The sequence below is a fragment of the Thermomonas flagellata genome (genome assembly GCF_022419185.1).
Classification (GTDB): Bacteria; Pseudomonadota; Gammaproteobacteria; order Xanthomonadales; family Xanthomonadaceae; genus Thermomonas; species Thermomonas flagellata.
Window position 1 is genome coordinate 26,719 of the sequence record NZ_JAJOZK010000004.1, and the last position, 21,352, is coordinate 48,070.

Consider the following 21,352-nt stretch of genomic DNA (forward strand, 5'->3'; position numbering starts at 1 on the left):
AGGGCGGCCGCGCGGGCGCCGCCGGCTAGAGTTCGTCGCGCGCCGCCAGCGCGCGCAGGGCCGCGCCCTCCAGCCGCTGCACGGTCCACGCGTCCATGCCGGTGGCGCCCAGCCGGCGGTAGAAATCGATCGCCGGCCGGTTCCAGTCCAGCACGCTCCATTCGAAGCGGCCGCAGTCGCGCTGCAGCGCGATCCGCGCCAGCGCGGCCATCAAATGCCGGCCCAGCCCGGCGCCGCGGAAGGCCGGGCGCACGAACAGGTCCTCGAGGTACAGCCCGCGCTTGCCGAGGAAGGTGCTGAAGGTGTGGAAGAACAGGGCGAAGCCGGCCGGCGTGCCGTCCACCTCGCCGATCAGCACCTCGGCCGCGGGGTGCGCACCGAACAGCTGCGCGCGCAGGTCGGCCTCGGTGGCGACCACCGCGTGCGCCAGCTTTTCGTACTCGGCCAGCTCGGCGATGAGCTGGCGGATCAGCGGCACGTCGTCCGCGCCGGCGGGGCGGATCGAGAGCACGCGCGCGCCGGCCATCGCTCAGCCCAGCCGCTGCTTGACCAGCTTCGACACCAGGCCCATGTCGGCGCGGCCGGCGAGGGCGGGCTTGAGCACGCCCATCAGCTTGCCCATGTCGGCGGCGGAGGCCGCGCCGGTGGCCGCAATGGCCTTGTCGATCTCGGCCAGGATCTCGGCCTCGCCCAGCTTGGCCGGCAGGTAGGCCTCGATCACGCCCATCTCGTAGCGCTCCTGCGCGGCGAGGTCCTCGCGCCCGGCGGCCGCGTACTGGGCGATCGAATCCTTGCGCTGCTTGACCATCTTCTCCAGCACCGCCAGCACGCGGTCGTCGGTCATCTCCACCCGCTCGTCGACCTCCTTCTGCTTGATCGCGGCATTGATCAGGCGGATCACCGCCAGGCGCTCCTTCTCGCCGGCCTTCATCGCGGCCTTCATGTCGTCGGTCAGCTGCTGCTTGAGGCTCATTGGGGACTCCGGGGATGGATCAGGTGGCAGGAGAGGGATTGGACGGGGCGGGTGAACAGGCGGGAAGCGTGGAACGGGTGCCCCACAAACGCGAAAAGCCGGCCACGCTCGCCGCGTGCCGGCTTGCCGCCACCAGGCGCCGCGCTCAGTACAGGCGCTGGCGCTTGGTCACGTCGCGCGAGGCGCGGCGCGCCTGGCGCTTCACCGCCGCGGCGGCCTTGCGCTTGCGCTCCTGGGTCGGCTTCTCGTAGTACTCGCGCTTGCGGGTCTCGGCGAGGATGCCGGCCTTCTCGCAGGTGCGCTTGAAGCGGCGCAGGGCAAACTCGAAGGGTTCGTTTTCGCGGACTTTGACGCTGGGCATCGGGGGTCTCGTGGCTGGAGAATGCGCCCGGGTCGGGTGGGCGAGCCGCGCATGATAGCAGCGCCGCGGTTTTCGGCGCAAGATACCGGCATGAAGGTGCTGGGCATCGAAACCTCCTGCGACGAGACCGGGGTGGCGGTCTACGACACCGCGATCGGCGGTGCGGCTGGCCTGCGCGCGCAGGCGCTCTACAGCCAGGTCGCGCTGCACGCCGAGTACGGCGGGGTGGTGCCGGAGCTGGCCAGCCGCGACCACGTGCGCAAGCTGCTGCCGCTGATCCGCCAGACCCTGGCCGAGGCCGGCCTGACCCCCGCCGACCTCGACGGCGTGGCCTACACCGCCGGCCCCGGGCTGGTGGGGGCGCTGCTGGTCGGCGCGGGCGTGGCGCGGGCGCTGGCCTGGGCGCTGGAGGTGCCGGCGATCGGCGTCCACCACATGGAGGGCCACCTGCTGGCCCCGCTGATGGCCGACGACCCGCCGGCGCCGCCGTTCGTCGCCCTGCTGGTGTCCGGCGGGCACACCCAGCTTGTGGCGGTGGAGGGCATCGGCCGCTACCGCCTGCTCGGCGAGACCCTGGACGACGCCGCCGGCGAGGCCTTCGACAAGACCGCCAAGCTGCTGGGCCTGCCGTATCCGGGCGGGCCGCAGCTGGCCGCGCTGGCGGAGCGCGGCGTGCCCGGCCGGTTCCGGTTCGCGCGCCCGATGACCGACCGCCCCGGGCTGGAGTTCTCCTTCAGCGGCCTGAAGACCCAGGTGCTGCTGGCGTGGCAGGGCAGCGACCAGTCCGACCAGACCCGCGCCGACCTCGCGCGCGGGTTCGAGGACGCGGTGGTGGACACCCTCGCGATCAAGTGCGCACGCGCGCTGGACGCGGCCGGTTGCGACACCCTGGTGGTCGCCGGCGGGGTCGGGGCGAATGCGCGCCTGCGCGCGCGGCTGCGGGAGATGTGCGCCGCGCGCGGCGGCCGCGCCTGCTTCCCGCCGCCGGCGCTGTGCACCGACAACGGCGCGATGATCGCGTTCGCCGGCGCCCTGCGCCTGGTCGCCGGCCAGCACGACGATGCCGCGATCCGCGCCGTGCCGCGCTGGGACATGGCGACGCTGGCGCCGGTGTGAGCGCGCGGCGGCGGCCGCATCGGCCGCCACGCCGGGCGCGTATGCTGTGGCCATGCGCGACCATGTGTTCATCGAGGGGCTGGAGATCGAGGCCCAGATCGGCATCTACGACTGGGAGCGGCGGATCCGCCAGCCGCTGGTGTTCGACCTCGAGCTGGAGTTCGACAACCGGGTGCCCGCCGCGAGCGATGCGATCGCCGACACCGTGGACTACAAGGCGATCAGCAAGCGCCTGATCGAGTACGTCGGCCAGAGCGGGTTCGGGCTGGTGGAGACCCTGGCCGAGCGCTGCGCGGCGCTGGTGCTGGAGGAGTTCGGGGTCGCCGCGGTGCGGCTGAAGCTGAGCAAGCCGGGCGCGGTGCGCGGCGCGCGCGCGGTCGGCGTGTGCATCCAGCGCCGGCGCGCCTGAGCCGGGCCTGCCGATGGGCCGCGCCTACCTCAGCCTCGGCAGCAACCTCGAGCCGCAGCGCCACCTGCGCGCCGCGGTGCAGGCGCTGCGCGCGCGCTTCCCGCTGCTGGCGCTGTCGCCGGCCTACCGCTTCCCGGCGGTCGGCTTCTCCGGGCCGGACTTCCTGAATGCCGCCGCGGTGATCGACAGCGACCTGCCGCCGGAGGCGCTGGACGCCTGGCTGCACGCGCTGGAGGACGCGCACGGGCGCGACCGCAGCGGGCCGCGCTACGGCGACCGCACCCTCGACATCGACATCGTGCTGTACGACGACCGCGTGCTGGACGGCCCCGGCCACCTGCGCCTGCCGCGCCCGGAGCTGCGCCACGCGTTCGTGCTCAAGCCGCTGGCGGAAATCGCGCCGGACGCGGTGGAGCCGCGCAGCGGGCAGACCCTGGCCGCGCTGTGGCGCGCGCATCCGCAGCACGCCGAGGCCTTCCCCGCCGAGCCGCTGTGAGCCGCCGGCGCGTGCCGGTTTGATCGCGCGCAAGGCGTGCGGGCGGCCGGCGCGGCACGCTGGCCCCGGTATCCAGCAGGGGAGTAGGCCGCATGCATCCGATCCTCACCGAAATCTTCGCGCGCCCGGTCGGCTGGCTGGCGATCGGGGGCAGTGTCCTGATGGTCGGGATCGCGCTCGGGGTGTTCCTGTTCGTGCGCCGGCAGGTGCTCAAGGAAGAGCGCGGCGGCAAGTGAGGGGGGGCGGCCTCAGCCGATCCCGCGCCCGCCGTCCACCCGCAGCACCTGGCCGGTGACGTAGCCGGCCTGCGGGCCGGCCAGCCACGCCACCGCGGCGGCGATCTCCTCCGGCTGGCCGGTGCGGCCGAGCGGCACCTGCGCCAGCAGCGCGGCGCGTTCGGCCTCGCTCTTGCCCTGCTCCGGCCATAGGATCGCGCCCGGCGCGACCGCGTTGACCCGCACCTCGGGCGCCAGATCCAGCGCCAGCGCGCGGGTCAGGGTGCGCAGCGCGGCCTTGGCCATCGCGTACACCGCGTGCGCGCGCGGCGGCCGCTCGGCGTAGATGTCCACCAGGTTGACGATCGCCCCGCGCGCGGCGCGCAGGTGCGGCGCGGCGGCCTGCGCCAGGAACAGCGGCGCGCGCGCGTTGCTGGCGAACAGCGCGTCCCACTGCGCCGCGGTGATCTGCCCGAGCGGGGTCGGGAAGAATGCGGAGGCGTTGTTCACCAGCAGGTCGAGGCGGCCGAAGCGCGCCTGCGCCTGCGCCACCAGCGCCGGCAGGCGGTCGCTGTCGGCCAGGTCCGCCTGCAGGGCGAGCACGCTGCCGGGGCGGGCCGCCTCCAGCGCCGCGGCCAGCGCGTCCATGTCCGCGCGCGAATCGCGGTAGTGCAGGGCGAGGTCGTAGCCGTCCGCGTGCAGGCGGCGCGCGATCGCCGCGCCGATGCGGCGGGCGGCGCCGGTGACCAGCGCGGCCGGGCGGGACGGGGCAGTGGGCATGCTGGCGTATCCTGTGCCGGTTCGATCCGGATTGCAGCATGTCTACGCTCCCCCCGCCCGACGCGGATGCGCTGGCGCACAGCGCGCACCTGCGCGAAGTCATCCAGGAACACATCATCGCCGCCGGCGGCAGCGTGCCGTTCTGGAAGTTCATGGAGCTGGCGCTGTACGCGCCCGGACTCGGCTACTACAGCGCCGGCGCGCGCAAGTTCGGGGCGGAGGGCGATTTCGTGACTGCGCCGGAGCTGTCGCCGCTGTTCTCCGCCTGCGTCGCCGATGCGCTGGCGCCGGTGCTGCGCGAATCCGGCCCGGCGCCGGTGCTGCTGGAGCTGGGCGGCGGCAGCGGCGCGTTCGCCGAGGCCTGCCTGCAGCGGCTGGACGCGCTGGGCGCGCTGCCGGCGCGCTATGCCCTGCTCGAACCCAGCGCCGACCTGCGCCAGCGCCAGCGCGAGCGCCTGCAGGCGCGCCTGCCGGCGGCGCTGTTCGCGCGGGTGGAATGGCTGGACGGCCCGATCCAGCCGCCGTGGCACGGGGCGCTGTTCGCCAACGAGGTGCTCGACGCGCTGCCGGCCACCCGCTTCGTGCTGCGCGGCGGGCAGGTGCGCGAGGAGCACGTCGCGCTGGACGGCGAGGGCCGCTTCGTGCGCGCCGAGCGCCCGGCCGACGCGCTCCTGCAGGGCGCGGTGCAGCACCTGCTGCGCCAGCTGCCGGCGCCGCTGCCGGACGGCTACCGCAGCGAGCTGCTGGTGCAATTGCCGTACTGGCTGCAGGCGGTGGCCGGCGGCCTCGAGCGCGGCGCGCTGCTGTTCATCGACTACGGCCACGCGCGCGGCGAGTACTACCTGCCCGAGCGCGACGACGGCACCCTGCGCGCCTACCGCCGCCAGCACCAGGTCGGCGACGTGTACGCCCATCCCGGGCTGCAGGACATCACCGCCTCGGTGGACTTCACCGCGCTGGCCGAGGCCGGCACCGGCGCCGGGTTCGCGCTGGCCGGCTACTGCACCCAGGCCGGGTTCCTGCTCGGCAATGGCCTGGCCGACCACCTGCAGCGCGCCGAGGACCAGGCGCCCGACCCCGCCGCGCAGCAGGCCCTGCGCCAGCAGGTCAAGCAGCTGACCCTGCCGGCGCTGATGGGCGAGCGCTTCCAGGCGATGGGCTTCGCGCGCGGGGTGGAGTTCGCCCCGGCGTTCGCGCTCGGCGATTTGCGCCACCGGCTGTGAGCGCGATGCCGCGGTTCGGGCGCAGCCTCAAGCCGTTCCGCCGCCCGGCGCTGTGGGCCGGGCTGTGGATGCTGGCGATCGCGGGGGTGGTGGTCGGCTCGCTGCTGCCCGCGCACGACCTGCCGCCGGTGCCGGTCAGCGACAAGTTCGAGCACTTCGCCGCCTACGCGGTGCTGGCTGCCGGCGCGGTGCAGCTGTACGCGCGCCGGCTGGCATGGGCGGCCGCCGCCCTGCTGCTGGCGCTGCTCGGGATCGGGCTGGAGCTGCTGCAGGCGCAGATGGCGCTCGGGCGCGAGATGGACCGCGCGGACGCACTGGCCAACACGCTCGGGGTGCTGCTCGGCCTGGCCAGCGCGCTCACCCCGTGGCGGGATGCGCTGCTGGCGCTGGATTCACGCCTGTTCCGCGGCTGAGTCCGGCGCGGTGTCCACCGCCTCGCCGCGCGCCTGCGCGATCGCCGCGATCCGCGCCCGCCGCAGCGCCGCGCCGAACGCCGGGCCGTGCAGCCCACGCGCGGCGATCGCCGTGCTGTCCACCGCCAGTGCCGCCGCATGCAGCCGGCGCAGCTGCGCCGCCTGCGGGTAGGCGGCCTCGGCAAAGCCGGTGCGGCCGCGCGCGTCGGCCTCGCACACGGTCGCCAGCTGGGCGATCCGCGCCGGCCGGCGGAACCCGCCCACCCGCGTGAGCAGGTCGTGCACGGTGGCCGCGCGCAGCTCCGCCAGGCGGTGCACGTGCAGGTGCTCGGCGCAGCAGGCCAGCGCCAGCTCGCGGTGCTCGTTCGGCACCTTCAGCCGCGCGCACAGCGCGCGCAGCGGGGCCAGCCCGCGCTGCTCGTGCTGCGGGTGGCGCGGCAGCAGCGCGGCCGGGGTCAGCGCCTTGCCGAGGTCGTGGCAGAGCGCGGCGAAGCCGACCACGTCGTCGCCCGGGGCCAGGCGTGCGGCCATGTCGCACACCAATTCGACGTGCACGCCGGTGTCCACCTCCGGATGGTAGTCCGCGCGCTGCGGCACCCCGTACAGCGCATCCACCTCCGGCAGCACCGCGGCGAGCGCGCCGGCCGCGCGCAGGGTGCGCAGGAACGCGCCCGGCGCCGGGCTGCGCAGCGCGCGCGCCAGCTCCTGCCAGACCCGCTCCGGGGTCAGGCTGGCCAGCTCGCCGGCCTGCGCCATCTGCCGCATCAGCGCCAGCGTCTCCGGCGCCAGGGTGAAGCCCAGCGGCGCCAGCCGCGCCAAAAAGCGCGCCGCGCGCAGCACCCGCAGGGGGTCCTCGACGAACGCCGGGCCGACGTGGCGCAGCACCCGCGCCTGGATGTCGCGCACGCCGCCGAACGGATCCACCAGGGTGCCGTCCGCCGCCTGCGCGATCGCGTTGATGGTGAAGTCGCGCCGCGCCAGGTCCTCCTCCAGCGTCACCGCCGGGTCGGCATGCACCACAAAGCCGGTGTGCCCGCGCCCGGATTTGCGCTCGGTGCGCGCCAGCGCGTACTCCTCGCCGGTCTGCGGGTGCAGGAACACCGGGAACTCGCGCCCGACCTGCGCAAAGCCCGCCGCGCGCATGGCCTCCGCCGTCGCGCCGACCACCACGTAATCGCGGTCGCCCGCCGGCAGCCCCAGCAGCGCATCGCGCACCGCCCCGCCGACCAGGTACACGCGGGCGGAGGCGGGAGGTTTTATTTTCATTGTTTGGCCGTCGGGTTGGTGGCTAGCTCAAGTTGCTCTTCTGATTTTTTTATCAAAAAAAATACTGATCGCGCCGCTTATAAACCCAACAAATGCCGTGACTAGCGCGCAGAAAAAATGATGATCGAATACCGATCGAGGCTAAAGCCATGCTTACATCATGCGTGCGGATGGCCATGCTCAGTCTCGCAACGTCATCTTTTGTAAAAAATTGAGAGATAGAAAAGACAGTAGCGAGAAAAAGCCACCAAGAGCAGATATTTTGAGGAATTCCGCAAAGCGTCTTTTATTTACTTCATTGCGAGTTAAGTTTCGCTGCATCACGGCGAGTTTTGTTCGGGTTGGGCGCTTTGTTTTCTATTTCGTTGACTGTTCCTCATAATCTCATTGGATTGTGCATGTGAAAGTTTTGCGCGGGCCGTCCTCGCGCCCGCGCAGGCGGTCGCTGAGGCGGCGGGCGTCGCCGCGCAGGCGCCAGTCGTACAGCACGCTGAAGGCGAGCACGCGGGCGACGTAGTCGCGGGTCTCGCGGTAGCCGATGGTTTCGATCCAGAAGTCCGGGTCGAGCTGGCCGCGCGCGGCCAGCCAGCGCGCGACCGGCGCGGGGCCGGCGTTGTAGGCGGCGATCGCGCGGTAGGGCAGGCCGTCGTAGCGGTCCAGCAGCTGGCGCAGGTAGGCGCTGCCGAGGGCGATGTTGAGGTCGGGGTCGTACAGCGCCTCGCTGCCGGCGAACGTGAGGCCGCGCTGGCGCGCGACTGCGGCGCCGGTGCCGGGCAGCAGCTGCATCAGCCCGCGGGCATCGGCGCTGGAGCGCGCGTTGGGGTCGAAGATCGACTCGGCGCGGATCTCGGCGGCGACCCAGGCCGGGTCGAGGCGGTTGCGCTCGGCCTCGCGGCGGATCGTGTCGGCGTGGTGCAGCGGGAAGCGCAGGGTGTACAGGCGCAGTTCCTCCGGCAGCCGGCGCTCGCCGACGTTGACCAGCCCGAACACGCCGCGGTCGAACCAGCCGTTGGCCTGCGCGAGGGCCACCGCGGTGCGGCGCTGGGCGTCGTCCAGCCGCGCCAGCAGGGCGTTCCATTCGCGCTGGGCCGGCTCGCGGCGGCCGAGCGCAGAGAGTTGCAGGGCGCGGACGAGCGCCGGGTCGCGCGCCAGCGCCTGCGGGTTGCGCAGCTCCGGCGCGAGCGGGCACAGCGCATACGGCAGGTCGAGGCGGTCGGCGGCGAGGAAGCCGTGGAAGTCGGCGCTGCGCGCGGCCTGCGCGTACAGCGTGCGCGCCGCGGCGGGGTCGCCGGTCAGTTCGCTCAGGCGCGCGGCGAAGTAGCGCCAGCGGCTGTCGCTGCGCTGCGCCTCCGGCATGGCGCGGATCGCGGCCAGCGCAGCGGCCCAGTCGGCACGCGCCAGCGCTTCGCGCACGCGCCATTCGTGCAGGTTGGCGTCGTAGGCGCTGGCCGGTACCCGCGCCAGCCGCGCGGCGGCCTCCGGGGCGAAGGCGGCGGCCGACTGCAGCGCGATCTGCGCCAGCACCTGGCCGCGCTGGTCCGCGTCCAGCGCCAGCGCGTCGGCGATCGCGGGCAGCAGGGCCTCGGCCGCGCCGGGGTTGGCGCGCGCCAGTTTGCGCAGGCCGGCGCTGGCGACTTGGCGGCTGCGCGCGGTCTTCGGCCATTGCGCGGCGCTGGCGTCGGGCGCGTCGAAGAAGGCCGCATAGCGGCCGGCCAGCGCGGCCTCGTCCGCGGGCAGCCCGCGCGCGATGGCACGGATCAGCGCGGGCTGCTGCGCCGCCACCACCGCGTCGATGCGTTGCCAGCGCACGGCCGGATCGAGCCGGCCGCGGCGCTCGAGTTCGGCGGCCACCGGGTCGCAGCTGGCCGGCAACGGGCGGCCGGCATCGCGCCACAGCGCCAGCGCCTCGGCCTGCCAGACGGTGTCGTCCGGCGCGGTCGCCAGCCGTGCCTGCCAGGCCAGGCAGCGCAGCGCCGGGTCGGTGATCGCCGGATCCCAGGCCGCCAGCAGCGCGGCCCATTCGCGGCGCTGGCCGAGCGTGGCCAGCCAGTCGGCGCGGAAGCGGCGGCCGACCACGCTGTCGCCCTGGCGGGCGAGGAACGCGGCCCCGCGCGCCAGCGGCAGGCTGGCCAGGCGCGGGCGCAGGGCGGCGTATTCCAGCCAGGCCGCCAGCGGTTCATTGGCAAACGCGGCCAGCGCGGTGTCGTCCAGCTGCCCGGCATCGGCGCGGGCGAACGCCGCGCGCAGCGCCGGGGACGGCGCCGGCACCGGCGGCAGCCCGGCCAGCGGGTCCGGCGGCGGCGTCGGTGCCGTCGCCGCGGGCACGGCGCGCACCGGCGCCGGCTGCGCGGCGGCCGGCGCCAGCGGCAGCACTAGCAGCGCGAGCAGCAGGGCGGGCTTGTGCATGCCCGGACTATAGCCGAGCATCCCGGCATGGCCGCTGTCCGTCGCGCGTGATGCTGTTCTGGCTGGTGTATCCCCTGCTCGGGGCGCTGGCGGGCGTGCTGGCGGGCCTGCTCGGGATCGGCGGCGGGCTGGTGCTGGTCGGCGCGCTGGCGTGGTGGCTGCCGCGCCAGGGCGTGCCGGCGGAGGCGGCGATGCACGCGGCGCTGGCCAGTTCGCTGGCCAGCATCGTGCTGACCGCCGCGGCCTCCGCGCGCGGGCATGCGCGGCGCGCCAGCGTGGCGTGGCCGACGGTGGCGTGGATGGCGCCCGGGGTGCTGCTCGGCGGCTGGCTCGGCAGCCGGCTGGCGATCGCGCTGGACGACCGCGTGCTGCGGATCGCGGTGGCGGCCTATTGCGTGCTGGTCGCGCTGCAGCTGCTGCGCCCGGGGCGCCGCCCGGAGGGCGACCCGGCGCTGTCCCCGCGCGGGCCCGGCTACAGCCTGGCCGGGGTCGGGATCGGCGCGGTCTCCGCGGTGGTCGGGATCGGCGGCGGCAGCCTGACCGTGCCGCTGTTGGTGGCGCGCGGCGCTGCGCCGGTGCGCGCGGTCGGCACCTCCTCCGCGGTCGGGGTGTGGGTCGCGCTCGGCAGCGCGCTCGGCTATGCCCTGCAGGCCCCGGCCGGGGCGCTGCCGCTGCCCGGCGCGGTCGGCTATGTGTACCTGCCGGCGGCGGTCGGGGTCGCGCTGGCCTCGGTGCTGGCCGCGCCCTACGGCGTGCGCCTGGCGCATGCGCTCAGCGGGCTGGCGCTCAAGCGGGTGTTCGCGCTGTTCCTGCTGCTGGTCGGCGCCGGCTTCGCGTGGAGCGCATGGCGCTGACGGGGGATGCCCTCAGCCGCGCAGCGCAGTCGCCGGGACCTGCAGCTCGGCCGACAGCGCCAGGTGGTCGGACAGCGCGGCGGGCACCGCGCGCAGGGCGGTGAGCGCCAGCGCCGGGGTGACCAGCACGTGGTCGATCGCGCGTTGCGGGCGCCACGCCGGAAAGGTCGGCAGGCATTGCGTCGGCGGCTGCAGCGCGCTCTTGCGGAACAGGCCCTGCATCTCCGGGCGCTCCGGGTCGCAGTTGAAATCGCCCATCAGCACCGCGTGGCGGTGCCCGGCCAGCAGTTCGCCGATGAAGTCGAGCTGGCGCCGGCGCGACTGCGGCCCGAGCGCGAGGTGCGCGACCGCCACCACCAAGCCGTCGTCGCCGTCGGCGAAGCGCGCCAGCAGCATGCCGCGGCCCTTGACCCGGCCGGGCAGCGGGTGGTCCTCGACGATCACCGGCTCGAGCCGGCTGAGCAGGCCGTTGGCGCTGCCGGCGACCGCGCCGACCCGGCGGTTGGGCTGGTGGCTCCAGTAGGGGAAGCCGGCGCGTTCGGCCAGGTAGTGGGTCTGGTTGGTGAAGCCCGAGCGCAGACTGCCGGGGTCGGCCTCCTGCAGGCCGACGATGTCGTGGCCGCGCGCCAGCGCGGCGATCGCGTCCAGCGCGCCGCGCTTGTTGCCGGCCGGCAGCACGTGCGACCAGCTGCGCGCCAGGTAGTCGTGGTAGCCGCGGGTGCTGGAGCCGGCCTGGATGTTGGCCGACAGCAGGCGCAGGCGGCGGGTGTCCGCCGCCGGCGCGGGCGGGCTGGGGTCAGTGCGCGGCTGCAGGGGCGGTCCCGGCGGCGGGCGTCGCCGGCGCGGCGGCGGCGCCGGCCTGGGCGGCCTTGGCGCGCTCGGCGACGATCAGCTGGTTGAGGATGCGGAACATGTCGTCCACCGACTTGCCCTTCACCCGGTAGCGGCCGTTGACCACGAAGGTCGGGGTGCCGGCCTGGTCGCCGTTGCTGAAGGCGTTCTGGATGAACTGCTTGGCGCGGTTGACCTTGGTGGTGACCGCGAAGCTGTCCATGCTGCTCAGGAACTGCTTGGGGTCGGCGCCGTAGGCGGCGTAGAACGCGGCGATCTGCTCGGGGGTGTCCATCCCGCGCTCGCCCTTCAAGGTCTTGTCGATGTGGATGGCGCGGAACATCGCGTCGTGGGTCTTCTCGAGCAGGCCCATCGCCTCGGCGGCGTAGAACGCACGCGCGTAGTTGTCCCACATCGCCCCGAACGGCGCCGGCACGTCCACGAAGTGCACGTCTGCTGGCAGCCGCGCGCGCATCGCGCTGACAGTCGGCTGCACCGCGGCGCAGAACGGGCAGACGTAGCCGAAGATCTCGGCGACCTCGATGCGGCCGTCGCTGGTGTCGAACGGCTGGCCGTTGGGGATCTCCACGTAGTCCACCCCGGGCACCAGCGGCGGCGCCTTCGCGGCGGCCTCGGCCGCGGCCTTGGCGGCGGCCTCGCCGGCGGCGCGGGTGGCGGCGTCCTCGCTGCTGGCCTGCGCCATCGGGGCGGCCGGTGCGGCGGCCTCGGCGGGCGCGGGCGTGCCGGACGCGGCCGGGGCAGGAGCGTCCTGCTTGCAGGCGGCCAGCGGCAGCAGGGCGAGCAGGAGCAGGGCGTGGCGGAAGGAGGCGGTCATGGTCGGCATCGTGCGGGGGCGTGCGGGGGACGGGTCAGGCGATCACGGGCGCGCCGGCGCGGGTTTGGTCGCCGGCAGGGGCGCGGGCTTCGCGGCCGGCTTGGCGGCCGGCGCGAGCGCGGCCAGCACCTTGCCGGCATTGTCCAGCAGCTCCTGGTAGCTGTTGCCCAGCACCAGGTAGCGGCCGGCGATCACCAGCGAGGGTGTGCCCGGGATGTCGCTGCGCTGGGCGAACTGGTAGGCCTGCGCCAGCCGCGCGCGCATGCCGGCATCGTCGCGCAGGGCGGCGGCGAACGCGGCCTGGTCGATCCCCGGCAGCTTGGCGACGAACGCGCGCACCTGCGCCGCGTCCGGCTGGCGCGGCAGCTGCTGGGTCTCGTGGATCGCGCGGAACAGGGCCGGATGTACGACCGGCACCGCCTTGGCCGCTTCCGCCGCGAAGTAGGCGCGCGCCAGCGCGTCCTCCGGGCCGGACGGCAGCGGCACCGGCTGCAGCCGCGCCCATGCTGGCAGGCGCCGCGCCCAGGCGTCCAGCATCGGCGCGAAATGCGCGCAGTGCGGGCACCAGTAGGCGAACACCTCGGCCACCTCGACCTGGCCGGGCACCGCGCGGAACGGGGTGCCGCCGGGAATGCTGCGGTACTCCTTGCCCTCGGTCAGGCCCGGGAGCGACTGCGCCTGCGCCAGCGGCGCGGCGGTCAGCAACAGCAGCAGGGACAGCAGCAGGGCTCGCATGGGACTTCGGACTTCCGTGGGGTGGGGCGTCGGTGGGGCCGGCGCGCAGGCGGGATCAGGGCGCCTGCGCCGGCACCGGGCTGGCCGGGGCGCGCGCGTGCAGGCCCTGCACGTAGCTGGCCAGCGACTGGATCTCCTCGTCGGTCAGCGGCTTGGCGACCGCGGCCATGAGGTTGAAGTGGGTCGGATCCTTGGCGCTGGTGGTGCCGGCCTGGTACTCCTGCAGGCGGCGCACCACGTAGGCGGACTGCTGGCCGTGCAGCGCCGGGTAGGGCGGGCCGGGATTGCCCTCGCCGGCCGGGCCGTGGCAGGCCATGCAGGCCGGCACCCCACGCGCGGCGATGCCGCCGCGGTAGATGCGCTCGCCCGGCTGGTAGAACTTCTGCCCCTTGTACGGGCCGGAGGCGATGAGGCTGTCGTCGGCGACCCCGGCGCCAGCGGTCTGGCGCGCGAAGTAGGCGCCGATGTCGCGCATGTCCTGCGCCGACAGCGCGGCCGCGAACGGCTGCATCACCGCGGCCATGCCGCCGCTGCGCTCGCCGTCCTTGAACATCTGCAGCTGCTGGGCGATGTAGCGCTCGGGCATGCCGGCCAGGCGCGGGTACTGCGGGTCGGTCGGGTTGCCGTCCAGGCCGTGGCAGGCGGCGCAGGCGCCGGCCTTGGTCTGCCCGGCCTGGGCATCGCCCCAGGTCGCCGGGGCCGCGTCCAGCGGCGCGGCCTGCACCGGCGCCGGATCCGGCGCCGCGCTCGGCGTGCTCTGGGCGTGGACGAAGGCCGCGCCGGCGAGCAGGGCGAGGCCGGCGATGGCAGGGACGCGGGACAGGCGCATGGGTACGACGACTCCGGTCAGCGGGGACGCGCCACCCCCAACGGGCGCGACCGCGCGATTATCGGCAGCGCGCCGGAGGCGGTCAAACCACGCCAACCGCGGTTGGCGCGGCCGGCATGCGATCCTGTGCGCATGCCCCGTCCCGATCCGTTCGTCGCCGCCCGCTACCTGCTGGCCGCGCACACCGCGCGCCAGCTGCCCGCCGATGGCGGCCGCGAGGTCGCCTTCGCCGGGCGTTCCAACGCCGGCAAGTCCTCGGCGCTGAACGCGCTGTGCCGCCAGCGCGCGCTAGCGCGGGTGTCCAAGACCCCCGGCCGCACCCAGCAGCTGGTGTACTTCGAACTGCCGGCGCACCCGCAGCGGTTCCTGGTCGATCTGCCCGGCTACGGCTATGCGAAAGTCCCGCAGGCGCTGCAGGCGCACTGGCAGGCGTTCATCGCGGCCTACTTCGCGCAGCGCCAGGCGCTGGCCGGGCTGGTGGTGGTGATGGACATCCGCCATCCGCTGAAGGACTACGACCGCCAGATGCTGGGCTACGCGCGCCAGCGCGGGCTGCCGGCGCACGTGCTGCTGACCAAGGCGGACAAGCTCGGGCGCGGCGCCGCCAGCGCCGCGGTGGCCGCGGTGCGGCGCGCGCTGGCGGAGGACGCCGGCGCCGAGGTCGGGGTGCAGGCGTTCTCGGCCGAGACCCGCGACGGCGTGGACGCCCTGCGCGCGGTGGTCGCCGGCTGGCTCGGGCTGGCGCAGGGTTAGCCGAGAACTCTCCAGAACGCCCTGTGGGCCGGGAGTGCCGACTGGCGCCGGAATTGAGCCGGTTCGCCCGAGGTTCTAACACCCACCTGAGTTAAGCCGCGCCGCGAGGCGGCGTCGGCTTGGACGAAATCGCTAGTCAGCGGCCCGACGTGCTTTGGGAGCCGCCTTTTCCAGTGCCTCCGCCATGCGGGTTTGCCAGCCCGGGCCAGTGGCTTTCCAGCGTGCAATGATCTGAGGGGGCAAGCGCAAAGACAGGAGCTGGCGGGGATTGGCCAACTTGGGGCGACCACGACGGACGAGCTTGTCCCCATGGTAAAGGTCGGCTCCGGCAATCCATGCGTCTGTGATCTCCGGCAAAGAGTCAGGGTCGCGAGAGATAGGGGCGGAGTTTTTTTGCTTCACGCTCATGACAGTGCCTCATGCGGCAACCAGCGCGATGTGCGCCAGTAGCCGCAGTTTTTTTGCTTCACGCTCATGGCAGTGCCTCACGCTGATGATGCGCCTGGCGGCGCCGCGCGGCGTCCATGCGAAGACAACAAGTCGATCGTCAAGCCAACCGGCCGTGATGAAACGCGGTTCACCGTAGTCTTGGCGGTTGTCTGTGCGAGTGAAATGCGGGCCGGCAAAGACGTCTTTGGCGCGGAGCAGATCCAAGCCCCGCTCCTCAAGCGGCCTTCGGCGTTTGGCGGGGTCCCACGTGATCCGCACGAAATAAATGTAGATACGAAAAAGCGTTCTGTCAAGTCGTGCGAATGCGTGGCTGCCGGGTAAAGTACAAGGTTATGGGCTTGGCGCCGTTTATTACGCCAGATCGCTCGCACTGCTTGATTGGGCGCCTGGGAATGCCTTGGCTGACCAGTACGCATGAACTTTCTTAAGTTCATCGACCCAGCACTTCAATATGTCCGATGTGTCGCGCCCAAGTCGCTTCGCCAACTCGAAGAACCCAGGGCCAGGCTGCATGTCTCCAGCTTTGTGGACGACGATGACACTCAACATGCCTCGGCCAGCAGCATTTTCTTCCTCGGAGATTTCGCAGAGCAGATGAAATAGCCGCTGGTCATGGGCCGCAAGCTGGACTGACTCGATGCGGGCAGCGAGATCTGAGTATGGGATCAGCCCGCGTAATTTTGCGCGGGCCCCCAGAATGTCTTTCGCCTCGCGTTTCGCAGCAGCCCACTTGTCCGGCGTGAATCCGTAGTAATCGTTCAAGACGGCTCCTTTCAAGGTGCCCAACACCTACGGTTAAGCCGCGCCGCTAAACGGCGTCGGCTTGGACGAATAGTTAGGCAGCGGCTCGTGACCTACAGAACGAACGGCTGCCGACCTTCTTGTGCTCAAGCCGGCCCTGATCTTCAAGCATGCGGGCCAAGATGGCGAAAAGCCAACCCTTCGGTCCGTACTGGGCGGACCCCTGTGGTGTGGCTTCAAGGTTAAGCGCGAGCGCGCTTTTGGTGTGGACCGTTGGCACCCAGCGTTCCGGGTACGCCGACTCAGCACTCTTGATGAACGCCAGGAGCTCATCGGCACAGGCTTGCAGGTGACGGTGGAGGTTCTGCTTGTACTGCATGTGCGGTGCCCCTTGCTCTGCTGCCTAACACCTGAGTTAAGCCGCGCCGCGAAGCGGCGTCGGCTTGGACGAATTGTTAGGTCTCAGGCCCGATGACTCTGGCGCTCAAGTCCGCGGGCATACTCCAGAGCCTGGTCTAGCTTGTCAAAGTGCATTTCGCCTGCTGCGTAGTACTTGCCGTTATGGGTAATCCCGTAATGCAACATCTGCTCTGCCTCAGGACTCTCGGGAGAGATTCCTGGTGCGAATGGCGTAGCCGCGAACGTTGCTGGAAGTTCATGTCCACAGTACCGGCACTTGACCGCATTGGGTTGAATCATCTCAGCGCAGCTCGGGCATGGTTTTAAGCCATCTGCTTTTTGACGTTGAATTGAGCCAAAGCCAATCAGGATTACCCCTCCGAGTGCGGTCAACCCGGCAAGCATTAGATGACTGCGACGCCTCTCCATTAGGCCGATGTTCTGGACTGTCATGGAAGGAATGCTGATTCCAGTCGCGTACTCGCCCGAACCGATTTGTTCGTAACGACTTTCAGTCGTGACGGTGGTCTCCATGTTGAAGGCGACGACAGCCCAAATGAGACCGATAACCACCAGGAAAATTCCGACTTGCTTCATTGTTCCCCCTAAGACCTAACACCTGAATTAAGCCGCGCCGCGAAGCGGCGTCGGCTTGAATGAATTGTTAGGCCGCGCGCCGGTCATGGCAAGCCCAGCCAAGTCCGCAGGCCTGGCCAAAAAACAAGCCAGAACAAGTAGCCGCAGCCGAGGTACGCAGCTAGCACCAGCAAGTAGCCAATTGGCTCATCTAGCTTTGTGGCTCTCTTTCCGTTGATCGTGACATGCCCGAGCCACAAAGCTCTTGCGGTTAAGGTTGCGAAGAACAGAACAAGCGCGCCGCTTCCGCACCAGATCAGCAGGTCAACAACCGTGATTGTGCTTTCCCGGAGTGTCATCTTCGCTCGACTAGCGGCCTAACGTTCAAATTCACCCGACGGCGGAAGCGGGCAAAGCCCGCTGAAGCCGGTCGGGTGGAATGCAGGGTTGGGCCTCATTTGATAGTTCGCTCAGTTGCGCAAGTCATCAGATCGCTTTTTACTGTCCAGTGCCTTGATAGCGCTCCTGGCTCTTGCTTCTGCTTTCTGGTACTCCAACCATCCGGTTGAGTCGGTCAGATAAGCACTTACGTCAGCGGGGATGCGATCTGTCCATTCCAACTCGAGAACTTGTTTTCTAGAGCGCCAAGTGTCTGTACGAAAGGGGTCCGAGCGCTTTGTCACGGGCCGTCCAAAGGAACTAATGAACGCGGTTCGTAATGCTGCGGCTTCCTCTAGATCCACATGCTCGAACTCGACGATAAGTCGAATAAGTTTACCTTTCCAAAACAGGAGCCTAGCGGGGCCCGCAGGCGTTAGGCCGGCAACCGAATCAAGGGCTAGTTCGCAGCCTGTCGCAGGAAACTCGATACCCTTCACCCCAGTCGCTTCTAGTGCTAATTGGAGGTTAGTCAGGGGAGCGTCACCGCAAGCTGAACTTTCGTTCATCCCAAGAGTTCGTCCTTTGATCTGAAAATCGGTAGCGGCTGCCGGCGATAACAACAAAGCTGCGATGAGAAACGCAGCAGCGGTGAAGGCTTGTCGTATCGGATCGGTTTCCATGACTCGTAATGAAGCGGACCTGTCGCACATATGAGGCCTAACACCAAGTAGACCCCGAATCCGGGGCGTAGCCGGATGGTGCTCCCGCGCTGGCAGCCGGTCAAGGCCATTTCCCTGGTCAATCAGTGTGTTGCCGAGCGCCCGCACGGCGCACGTCGCTGAACGCCCGGCGTTATGCCCCGCATGTACGCATGTAATGCCAGATCGGCTGAAGATACGGGCGCTAGCGCAGCTCCAGCAGCAGGAGGCCTCGTGCCGGCACGCGGATCGGGGCGTCGAGCGCGACCGCCGCGCCGGTCAGGGCCTCGCGCGCGTGCCGGCCTTGCAGGAAGCGCGCGAAGCGCGCGGGGTCGAGCTGGCGCGGGGCCGGCGCGCGGTTGAGCGCGACCATCACTGCCGGCCCGCGGTCGGGGTGGCCGGGGCGGCCGGTGTGCCGGAAATAGACGTAGACGTCGTCCTCCGGCGCGTAATGGGTCAGCGCGCCGGTGTGCAGCAGCGGGGTGCGGCGGCGCCACTGCAGCAGCGCGGCCAGCCAGGCGCGCGCGGCCTGCTGCTCGGGGGAGAGGCCGCGCCCGCTGAAGGCGTCCTGCGGATCGCCGCGCCAGCCGCCGGGCATGTCCGCGCGCACGCGGCCGTCGTCGCGCTGCACGGGGCCGCGCAGCAGCACCTCCGAGCCATAGAAGAACTGCGGGATGCCGCGGGTGGTGGCCAGCAGCGCCATCGCCAGCCGCCAGCCGGCGACATCGCCGTCCAGCGCGGCCAGCAGGCGCGGGGTGTCGTGGTTCTCGGCGAACACCACCAGCCGGCCCGGATCCGGGTAGAGGAAATCCAGCGCCAGCGTCTCGTACACCGGCAGCCAGCCGTCGGCGGCGTCCGCCGGGGCGCCCAGCGCGCGCAGCAGCGCCGCCTGCAGCGGGAAGTCGAACATCGCCGGCATCCACGGCACGTGCCCGTCCGGGTTGTGCTTGCCGCGCTGCCAGTGCGCCACGATCGCCGGCTGCGTGCTCCATTCCTCGCCGACCAGGGTGAACGCTGGGTACTCGGCGAGGATGCCGCGCGCCCAGTCGCTCAGGAACTGCGGATCGGCATAGCTGAAGGTGTCCACCCGCAGCCCGGACAGGCCGGCGGTCTCGATCCACCACAGGGTGTTCTGCAGCAGGTAGCGCGCCAGCTGCGGGTCGCGCTGGTCGAGGTCCGGCATCGCCGGCACGAACCAGCCGTTCTGGAACGCGGCGCGGTCCTCGGGCGCGGCGTGCGGATCCTGCACCGTGGTGCGGCGGTGGGTGGTCGCGCGGAACCGGCCGTCGCCGTGGATCCAGGCCCGCCGCGGCGGATCGGCCAGCCACGGGTGGCCGCTGCCGATGTGGTTGGGCACCACGTCCATGATCAGGCCGAGCCCGCGCGCGCGGGCCTCGCGCGCCAGCGCCCGGTAGTCGTCGAGCGTGCCCAGGCGCGGGTCGATCCGGTACAGGTCGGTGATGGCGTAGCCGTGGTAGGAGTGGCTGGGCTGGTCGTTGGCCTGCACCGGGGTCAGCCACAGCTGGGTCATGCCGAGCGCGGCGATCGCATCGAGGTGGCGGCGCAGGCCGGCGAGGTCGCCGCCGTGGCGGGCGTCCGGGTCGCTGCGGTCGACCCGGTCCTCGCGCAGGCCGGGCACGCGGTCGTTACCGGGATCGCCGTTGGCGAAGCGGTCCGGCACCGCCAGGTAGAGCGCATCCTGCGGGCCGAAGCCGCGGCGCACCGCCGATCCCGGCACGCGCGGGTCCAGCCGCCACGTGACTTCCCGGCAGCCGCCCGCCGGCGCGCACACCCGGATCGGCACCGGGCCGGGCGCGGCGTCGGCGGCGATCTCGACCGTGGCGAACCGCCACTGCGGGCTGTCGCCGGGCGCGGTGGCCAGCAGGCGCACGCCGGGCCGGTCGATCACCACCGTGGCATCGGCGAGATCGCGCCCGTGCAGCAGCAGCTCGACCCGGCGGTGCTGCATCCCGACCCACCAGTTGCCCGGCTCGATGCGGTCCACCTCGACCGCCGCGGCCGGCGCCGCGCCGGCCAGCGCCAGCGCGCAGGCGGCGGTCAGCAGCGGCAGGCGGCGGGTGGGCATTGGTGCAGGCTAGAGCGCGCAGGCGGCGGTGGGCAATGGCGGCGGCCATGAATACGTCGCCGCCCGCAACACTGCAGCACCGTGGCCGCGCTGTCCGCGGCCATGGCAGGCGGCTATGCTGCGGGGCCGCCTTCGAAAGCCGCCCGCATGTCCGGACCGAGCACCGCCAGCGACACCCCGATCACCGACCGCCGCCAGCTGGTCGAGGTGCTGACCTCCGGCGAGAAGCCGCGCGCGGCATGGCGGATCGGCACCGAGCACGAGAAGTTCGGCTTCCGCCTGGATGACCTGCGTCCGCCGCCGTTCGACGGCGAGCGCGGGATCGAGGCGCTGCTCAAGGGGCTGACCCGCTTCGGCTGGCAGCCGTACGCCGAGAACGGGCGGGTGATCGCGCTTTCGCGCGAGGGCGCCTCGGTGACGCTGGAGCCGGCCGGCCAGCTGGAACTGTCCGGCGCCCCGCTGGACACCCTGCACCAGACCTGCAAGGAAGTCGGTATCCACCTGCGCGAGGTGCGCGCGGTCGCCGACGAGCTGCAGCTGGGCTTCCTCGGCATGGGCTTCCAGCCCAAGTGGGCGCGCGCGGACATGCCGTGGATGCCGAAGGGCCGCTACCGGATCATGAAGGCCTACATGCCCAAGGTCGGCCACCTCGGCCTGGACATGATGACCCGCACCTGCACGGTGCAGGTCAACCTGGACTACGCCTCCGAGGCGGACATGGTGAAGAAGTTCCGGGTGTCGCTGGCGCTGCAGCCGGTCGCCACCGCGCTGTTCGCCGATTCGCCGTTCACCGAAGGCAAGCCCAACGGCTACCAGAGCTACCGCTCGCACATCTGGACCGACACCGACCCGGACCGCACCGGCATGCTCGACTTCGTGTTCGAGGACGGCTTCGGCTACGAGCGCTACGTGGACTACCTGCTCGACGTGCCGATGTATTTCGTGCACCGCGACGGCGTCTATCACGACGCCAGCGGCAAGTCGTTCCGCGATTTCCTGCAGGGCCGGCTGGACGTGCTGCCGGGCGCGCTGCCGACCCTGCGCGACTGGAACGACCACATGACCACCGCCTTCCCCGAAGTGCGCCTGAAGAAGTACCTGGAGATGCGCGGCGCCGACAGCGGCCCGTGGAATCGCATCTGCGCGCTGCCGGCGTTCTGGGTCGGCCTGCTGTACGACGATGCGGCGCTGGATGCCGCCTGGGACCTGGTCAAGGATTTCACCCTGGCCGAGCGCCACGCCCTGCGCGACGGCGTGCCGCGGCACGCGCTGGAGCTGCCGTTCCGCCATGGCCGCGTGCGCGACCTGGCGCGCGAGGCGCTGAAGATCGCGCTGGACGGCCTGCGCCGGCGCGCCCGCGCGGATGCCTGCGGCGCCGACGAAACCGGCTTCCTCGCGCCGTTGCTGGAGATCGCCGAATCCGGCCAGACCCCGGCGCAGCGCAAGCTGGAGTTGTTCCACGGCCCCTGGCAGGGCAGCGTGGACCCGGTGTTCCGCGAGTTCGCCTATTGAGCGCGGCGGGGTTG

26 protein-coding genes are annotated in these 21,352 nt (G+C 71.7%); 9 read left to right on the top strand and 17 right to left on the bottom strand.

What is annotated here, in order from left to right; all coding sequences use genetic code 11:
* Window positions 1-25: 25 nt before the first annotated feature.
* From ML340_RS04930 to rpsU, 3 genes are all read right to left on the bottom strand, one after another.
* Window positions 26-526, bottom strand: coding sequence for a GNAT family N-acetyltransferase (locus ML340_RS04930; protein WP_240097302.1), 501 nt, complete (start codon window positions 524-526; stop codon window positions 26-28).
* Between the two features lie 3 nt (window positions 527-529).
* Window positions 530-973, bottom strand: a complete 444-nt coding sequence (locus ML340_RS04935) for a GatB/YqeY domain-containing protein (protein ID WP_240097304.1) — start codon at window positions 971-973, stop codon at window positions 530-532.
* 145 nt (window positions 974-1,118) lie between these two features.
* Window positions 1,119-1,334 carry a 30S ribosomal protein S21 gene (gene rpsU / locus ML340_RS04940; protein WP_240097306.1) on the bottom strand — a complete coding sequence of 72 codons (216 nt, stop codon included), beginning with the start codon at window positions 1,332-1,334 and terminating at the stop codon, window positions 1,119-1,121.
* Window positions 1,335-1,424: 90 nt separating this feature from the next.
* On the opposite strand from rpsU, the gene tsaD reads away from it, so the two are divergent.
* From tsaD to ML340_RS04960, 4 genes are all read left to right on the top strand, one after another.
* The gene (gene tsaD, locus ML340_RS04945; RefSeq protein WP_240097308.1) at window positions 1,425-2,450 is read left to right on the top strand and encodes a tRNA (adenosine(37)-N6)-threonylcarbamoyltransferase complex transferase subunit TsaD; all 1,026 of its coding nucleotides are present in this window, start codon (window positions 1,425-1,427) and stop codon (window positions 2,448-2,450) included.
* Window positions 2,451-2,502: 52 nt separating this feature from the next.
* On the top strand, window positions 2,503-2,859 hold the full coding sequence (gene folB / locus ML340_RS04950) for a dihydroneopterin aldolase (protein WP_240097310.1): 357 nt from the start codon (window positions 2,503-2,505) through the stop codon (window positions 2,857-2,859).
* A 13-nt stretch (window positions 2,860-2,872) separates the two neighbouring features.
* Window positions 2,873-3,355, top strand: coding sequence for a 2-amino-4-hydroxy-6-hydroxymethyldihydropteridine diphosphokinase (gene folK / locus ML340_RS04955; RefSeq protein ID WP_240097311.1), 483 nt, complete (start codon window positions 2,873-2,875; stop codon window positions 3,353-3,355).
* 92 nt (window positions 3,356-3,447) lie between these two features.
* A complete protein-coding gene (locus ML340_RS04960; RefSeq protein WP_240097314.1) occupies window positions 3,448-3,591 on the top strand; it encodes a hypothetical protein in 144 nt (47 codons plus the stop codon).
* A gap of 12 nt (window positions 3,592-3,603) precedes the next feature.
* Here ML340_RS04960 and ML340_RS04965 read toward each other — a convergent pair whose 3' ends face one another.
* On the bottom strand, window positions 3,604-4,350 hold the full coding sequence (locus ML340_RS04965; protein ID WP_240097316.1) for a pteridine reductase: 747 nt from the start codon (window positions 4,348-4,350) through the stop codon (window positions 3,604-3,606).
* A 38-nt stretch (window positions 4,351-4,388) separates the two neighbouring features.
* Between ML340_RS04965 and ML340_RS04970 the strand changes: the two genes are divergently transcribed.
* Window positions 4,389-5,573, top strand: a complete 1,185-nt coding sequence (locus ML340_RS04970; protein ID WP_240097318.1) for a class I SAM-dependent methyltransferase — start codon at window positions 4,389-4,391, stop codon at window positions 5,571-5,573.
* A gap of 5 nt (window positions 5,574-5,578) precedes the next feature.
* On the top strand, window positions 5,579-5,986 hold the full coding sequence (locus ML340_RS04975) for a VanZ family protein (protein WP_240097319.1): 408 nt from the start codon (window positions 5,579-5,581) through the stop codon (window positions 5,984-5,986).
* Here the strand turns inward: ML340_RS04975 and ML340_RS04980 are convergent.
* Window positions 5,966-7,252, bottom strand: a complete 1,287-nt coding sequence (locus ML340_RS04980) for a multifunctional CCA addition/repair protein (RefSeq protein WP_240097321.1) — start codon at window positions 7,250-7,252, stop codon at window positions 5,966-5,968. The genes ML340_RS04975 and ML340_RS04980 overlap by 21 nt on opposite strands.
* A gap of 384 nt (window positions 7,253-7,636) precedes the next feature.
* Complete coding sequence (locus tag ML340_RS04985) at window positions 7,637-9,658, bottom strand: lytic transglycosylase domain-containing protein (RefSeq protein ID WP_240097323.1); 2,022 nt, start codon at window positions 9,656-9,658, stop codon at window positions 7,637-7,639.
* Between the two features lie 50 nt (window positions 9,659-9,708).
* Here ML340_RS04985 and ML340_RS04990 point away from each other — a divergent pair, with 50 nt between their 5' ends.
* Window positions 9,709-10,512: a sulfite exporter TauE/SafE family protein gene (locus tag ML340_RS04990; RefSeq protein WP_240097325.1), complete on the top strand. Its 804-nt coding sequence runs from the start codon at window positions 9,709-9,711 to the stop codon at window positions 10,510-10,512.
* A gap of 12 nt (window positions 10,513-10,524) precedes the next feature.
* Here ML340_RS04990 and ML340_RS04995 read toward each other — a convergent pair whose 3' ends face one another.
* From ML340_RS04995 to ML340_RS05010, 4 genes are read right to left on the bottom strand one after another with little or no spacing between them, the layout of a single operon-like run.
* Window positions 10,525-11,265 carry an endonuclease/exonuclease/phosphatase family protein gene (locus tag ML340_RS04995; protein WP_240097704.1) on the bottom strand — a complete coding sequence of 247 codons (741 nt, stop codon included), beginning with the start codon at window positions 11,263-11,265 and terminating at the stop codon, window positions 10,525-10,527.
* A gap of 43 nt (window positions 11,266-11,308) precedes the next feature.
* The gene (locus ML340_RS05000) at window positions 11,309-12,178 is read right to left on the bottom strand and encodes a thiol:disulfide interchange protein DsbA/DsbL (RefSeq protein ID WP_240097327.1); all 870 of its coding nucleotides are present in this window, start codon (window positions 12,176-12,178) and stop codon (window positions 11,309-11,311) included.
* 42 nt (window positions 12,179-12,220) lie between these two features.
* Window positions 12,221-12,913: a DsbA family protein gene (locus ML340_RS05005; RefSeq protein WP_240097329.1), complete on the bottom strand. Its 693-nt coding sequence runs from the start codon at window positions 12,911-12,913 to the stop codon at window positions 12,221-12,223.
* 55 nt (window positions 12,914-12,968) lie between these two features.
* Window positions 12,969-13,742: a c-type cytochrome gene (locus ML340_RS05010; protein ID WP_240097331.1), complete on the bottom strand. Its 774-nt coding sequence runs from the start codon at window positions 13,740-13,742 to the stop codon at window positions 12,969-12,971.
* 132 nt (window positions 13,743-13,874) lie between these two features.
* Between ML340_RS05010 and yihA the strand changes: the two genes are divergently transcribed.
* Window positions 13,875-14,495: a ribosome biogenesis GTP-binding protein YihA/YsxC gene (gene yihA / locus ML340_RS05015; protein ID WP_240097333.1), complete on the top strand. Its 621-nt coding sequence runs from the start codon at window positions 13,875-13,877 to the stop codon at window positions 14,493-14,495.
* Between the two features lie 132 nt (window positions 14,496-14,627).
* Here yihA and ML340_RS05020 read toward each other — a convergent pair whose 3' ends face one another.
* The 7 genes from ML340_RS05020 to ML340_RS05050 all read right to left on the bottom strand — a co-directional run bounded on the left by ML340_RS05020 (window position 14,628) and on the right by ML340_RS05050 (window position 19,826).
* Entirely contained in the window at window positions 14,628-14,903 is a 276-nt protein-coding gene (locus ML340_RS05020) for a BrnA antitoxin family protein (protein WP_240097335.1), read from the bottom strand.
* 9 nt (window positions 14,904-14,912) lie between these two features.
* Window positions 14,913-15,203 carry a BrnT family toxin gene (locus ML340_RS05025; RefSeq protein WP_338064411.1) on the bottom strand — a complete coding sequence of 97 codons (291 nt, stop codon included), beginning with the start codon at window positions 15,201-15,203 and terminating at the stop codon, window positions 14,913-14,915.
* Window positions 15,204-15,296: 93 nt separating this feature from the next.
* On the bottom strand, window positions 15,297-15,707 hold the full coding sequence (locus ML340_RS05030) for a hypothetical protein (protein ID WP_240097340.1): 411 nt from the start codon (window positions 15,705-15,707) through the stop codon (window positions 15,297-15,299).
* 73 nt (window positions 15,708-15,780) lie between these two features.
* Window positions 15,781-16,065, bottom strand: a complete 285-nt coding sequence (locus tag ML340_RS05035) for a hypothetical protein (protein ID WP_240097342.1) — start codon at window positions 16,063-16,065, stop codon at window positions 15,781-15,783.
* An 83-nt stretch (window positions 16,066-16,148) separates the two neighbouring features.
* Window positions 16,149-16,682, bottom strand: coding sequence for a zinc ribbon domain-containing protein (locus tag ML340_RS05040; RefSeq protein ID WP_240097345.1), 534 nt, complete (start codon window positions 16,680-16,682; stop codon window positions 16,149-16,151).
* Window positions 16,683-17,131: 449 nt separating this feature from the next.
* Window positions 17,132-17,722, bottom strand: a complete 591-nt coding sequence (locus tag ML340_RS05045; protein WP_240097347.1) for a hypothetical protein — start codon at window positions 17,720-17,722, stop codon at window positions 17,132-17,134.
* 223 nt (window positions 17,723-17,945) lie between these two features.
* The gene (locus ML340_RS05050; RefSeq protein WP_240097349.1) at window positions 17,946-19,826 is read right to left on the bottom strand and encodes an alpha-amylase family glycosyl hydrolase; all 1,881 of its coding nucleotides are present in this window, start codon (window positions 19,824-19,826) and stop codon (window positions 17,946-17,948) included.
* Between the two features lie 147 nt (window positions 19,827-19,973).
* Here ML340_RS05050 and ML340_RS05055 point away from each other — a divergent pair, with 147 nt between their 5' ends.
* The gene (locus ML340_RS05055; RefSeq protein WP_240097351.1) at window positions 19,974-21,338 is read left to right on the top strand and encodes a glutamate--cysteine ligase; all 1,365 of its coding nucleotides are present in this window, start codon (window positions 19,974-19,976) and stop codon (window positions 21,336-21,338) included.
* Window positions 21,339-21,352: the final 14 nt, after the last annotated feature.

What these genes read in the sequence shown, in the direction of transcription:
- ML340_RS05035 (WP_240097342.1), bottom strand. Translation starts at nt 16,065, where the DNA reads ATGCAGTACAAGCAGAACCTCCACCGTCACCTGCAAGCCTGTGCCGAT.
- ML340_RS05040 (WP_240097345.1), bottom strand. Translation starts at nt 16,682, where the DNA reads ATGAAGCAAGTCGGAATTTTCCTGGTGGTTATCGGTCTCATTTGGGCT.
- ML340_RS05005 (WP_240097329.1), bottom strand. Translation starts at nt 12,913, where the DNA reads ATGCGAGCCCTGCTGCTGTCCCTGCTGCTGTTGCTGACCGCCGCGCCG.
- ML340_RS04975 (WP_240097319.1), top strand. Translation starts at nt 5,579, where the DNA reads ATGCCGCGGTTCGGGCGCAGCCTCAAGCCGTTCCGCCGCCCGGCGCTG.
- rpsU (WP_240097306.1), bottom strand. Translation starts at nt 1,334, where the DNA reads ATGCCCAGCGTCAAAGTCCGCGAAAACGAACCCTTCGAGTTTGCCCTG.
- ML340_RS05045 (WP_240097347.1), bottom strand. Translation starts at nt 17,722, where the DNA reads ATGGAAACCGATCCGATACGACAAGCCTTCACCGCTGCTGCGTTTCTC.
- ML340_RS04935 (WP_240097304.1), bottom strand. Translation starts at nt 973, where the DNA reads ATGAGCCTCAAGCAGCAGCTGACCGACGACATGAAGGCCGCGATGAAG.
- ML340_RS04990 (WP_240097325.1), top strand. Translation starts at nt 9,709, where the DNA reads ATGCTGTTCTGGCTGGTGTATCCCCTGCTCGGGGCGCTGGCGGGCGTG.
- ML340_RS04960 (WP_240097314.1), top strand. Translation starts at nt 3,448, where the DNA reads ATGCATCCGATCCTCACCGAAATCTTCGCGCGCCCGGTCGGCTGGCTG.
- ML340_RS05000 (WP_240097327.1), bottom strand. Translation starts at nt 12,178, where the DNA reads ATGACCGCCTCCTTCCGCCACGCCCTGCTCCTGCTCGCCCTGCTGCCG.
- ML340_RS05050 (WP_240097349.1), bottom strand. Translation starts at nt 19,826, where the DNA reads ATGCCCACCCGCCGCCTGCCGCTGCTGACCGCCGCCTGCGCGCTGGCG.
- ML340_RS05010 (WP_240097331.1), bottom strand. Translation starts at nt 13,742, where the DNA reads ATGCGCCTGTCCCGCGTCCCTGCCATCGCCGGCCTCGCCCTGCTCGCC.
- folB (WP_240097310.1), top strand. Translation starts at nt 2,503, where the DNA reads ATGCGCGACCATGTGTTCATCGAGGGGCTGGAGATCGAGGCCCAGATC.
- yihA (WP_240097333.1), top strand. Translation starts at nt 13,875, where the DNA reads ATGCCCCGTCCCGATCCGTTCGTCGCCGCCCGCTACCTGCTGGCCGCG.
- ML340_RS04970 (WP_240097318.1), top strand. Translation starts at nt 4,389, where the DNA reads ATGTCTACGCTCCCCCCGCCCGACGCGGATGCGCTGGCGCACAGCGCG.
- ML340_RS04930 (WP_240097302.1), bottom strand. Translation starts at nt 526, where the DNA reads ATGGCCGGCGCGCGCGTGCTCTCGATCCGCCCCGCCGGCGCGGACGAC.
- tsaD (WP_240097308.1), top strand. Translation starts at nt 1,425, where the DNA reads ATGAAGGTGCTGGGCATCGAAACCTCCTGCGACGAGACCGGGGTGGCG.
- ML340_RS05055 (WP_240097351.1), top strand. Translation starts at nt 19,974, where the DNA reads ATGTCCGGACCGAGCACCGCCAGCGACACCCCGATCACCGACCGCCGC.
- ML340_RS05020 (WP_240097335.1), bottom strand. Translation starts at nt 14,903, where the DNA reads ATGAGCGTGAAGCAAAAAAACTCCGCCCCTATCTCTCGCGACCCTGAC.
- ML340_RS04965 (WP_240097316.1), bottom strand. Translation starts at nt 4,350, where the DNA reads ATGCCCACTGCCCCGTCCCGCCCGGCCGCGCTGGTCACCGGCGCCGCC.
- ML340_RS04980 (WP_240097321.1), bottom strand. Translation starts at nt 7,252, where the DNA reads ATGAAAATAAAACCTCCCGCCTCCGCCCGCGTGTACCTGGTCGGCGGG.
- folK (WP_240097311.1), top strand. Translation starts at nt 2,873, where the DNA reads ATGGGCCGCGCCTACCTCAGCCTCGGCAGCAACCTCGAGCCGCAGCGC.
- ML340_RS04985 (WP_240097323.1), bottom strand. Translation starts at nt 9,658, where the DNA reads ATGCACAAGCCCGCCCTGCTGCTCGCGCTGCTAGTGCTGCCGCTGGCG.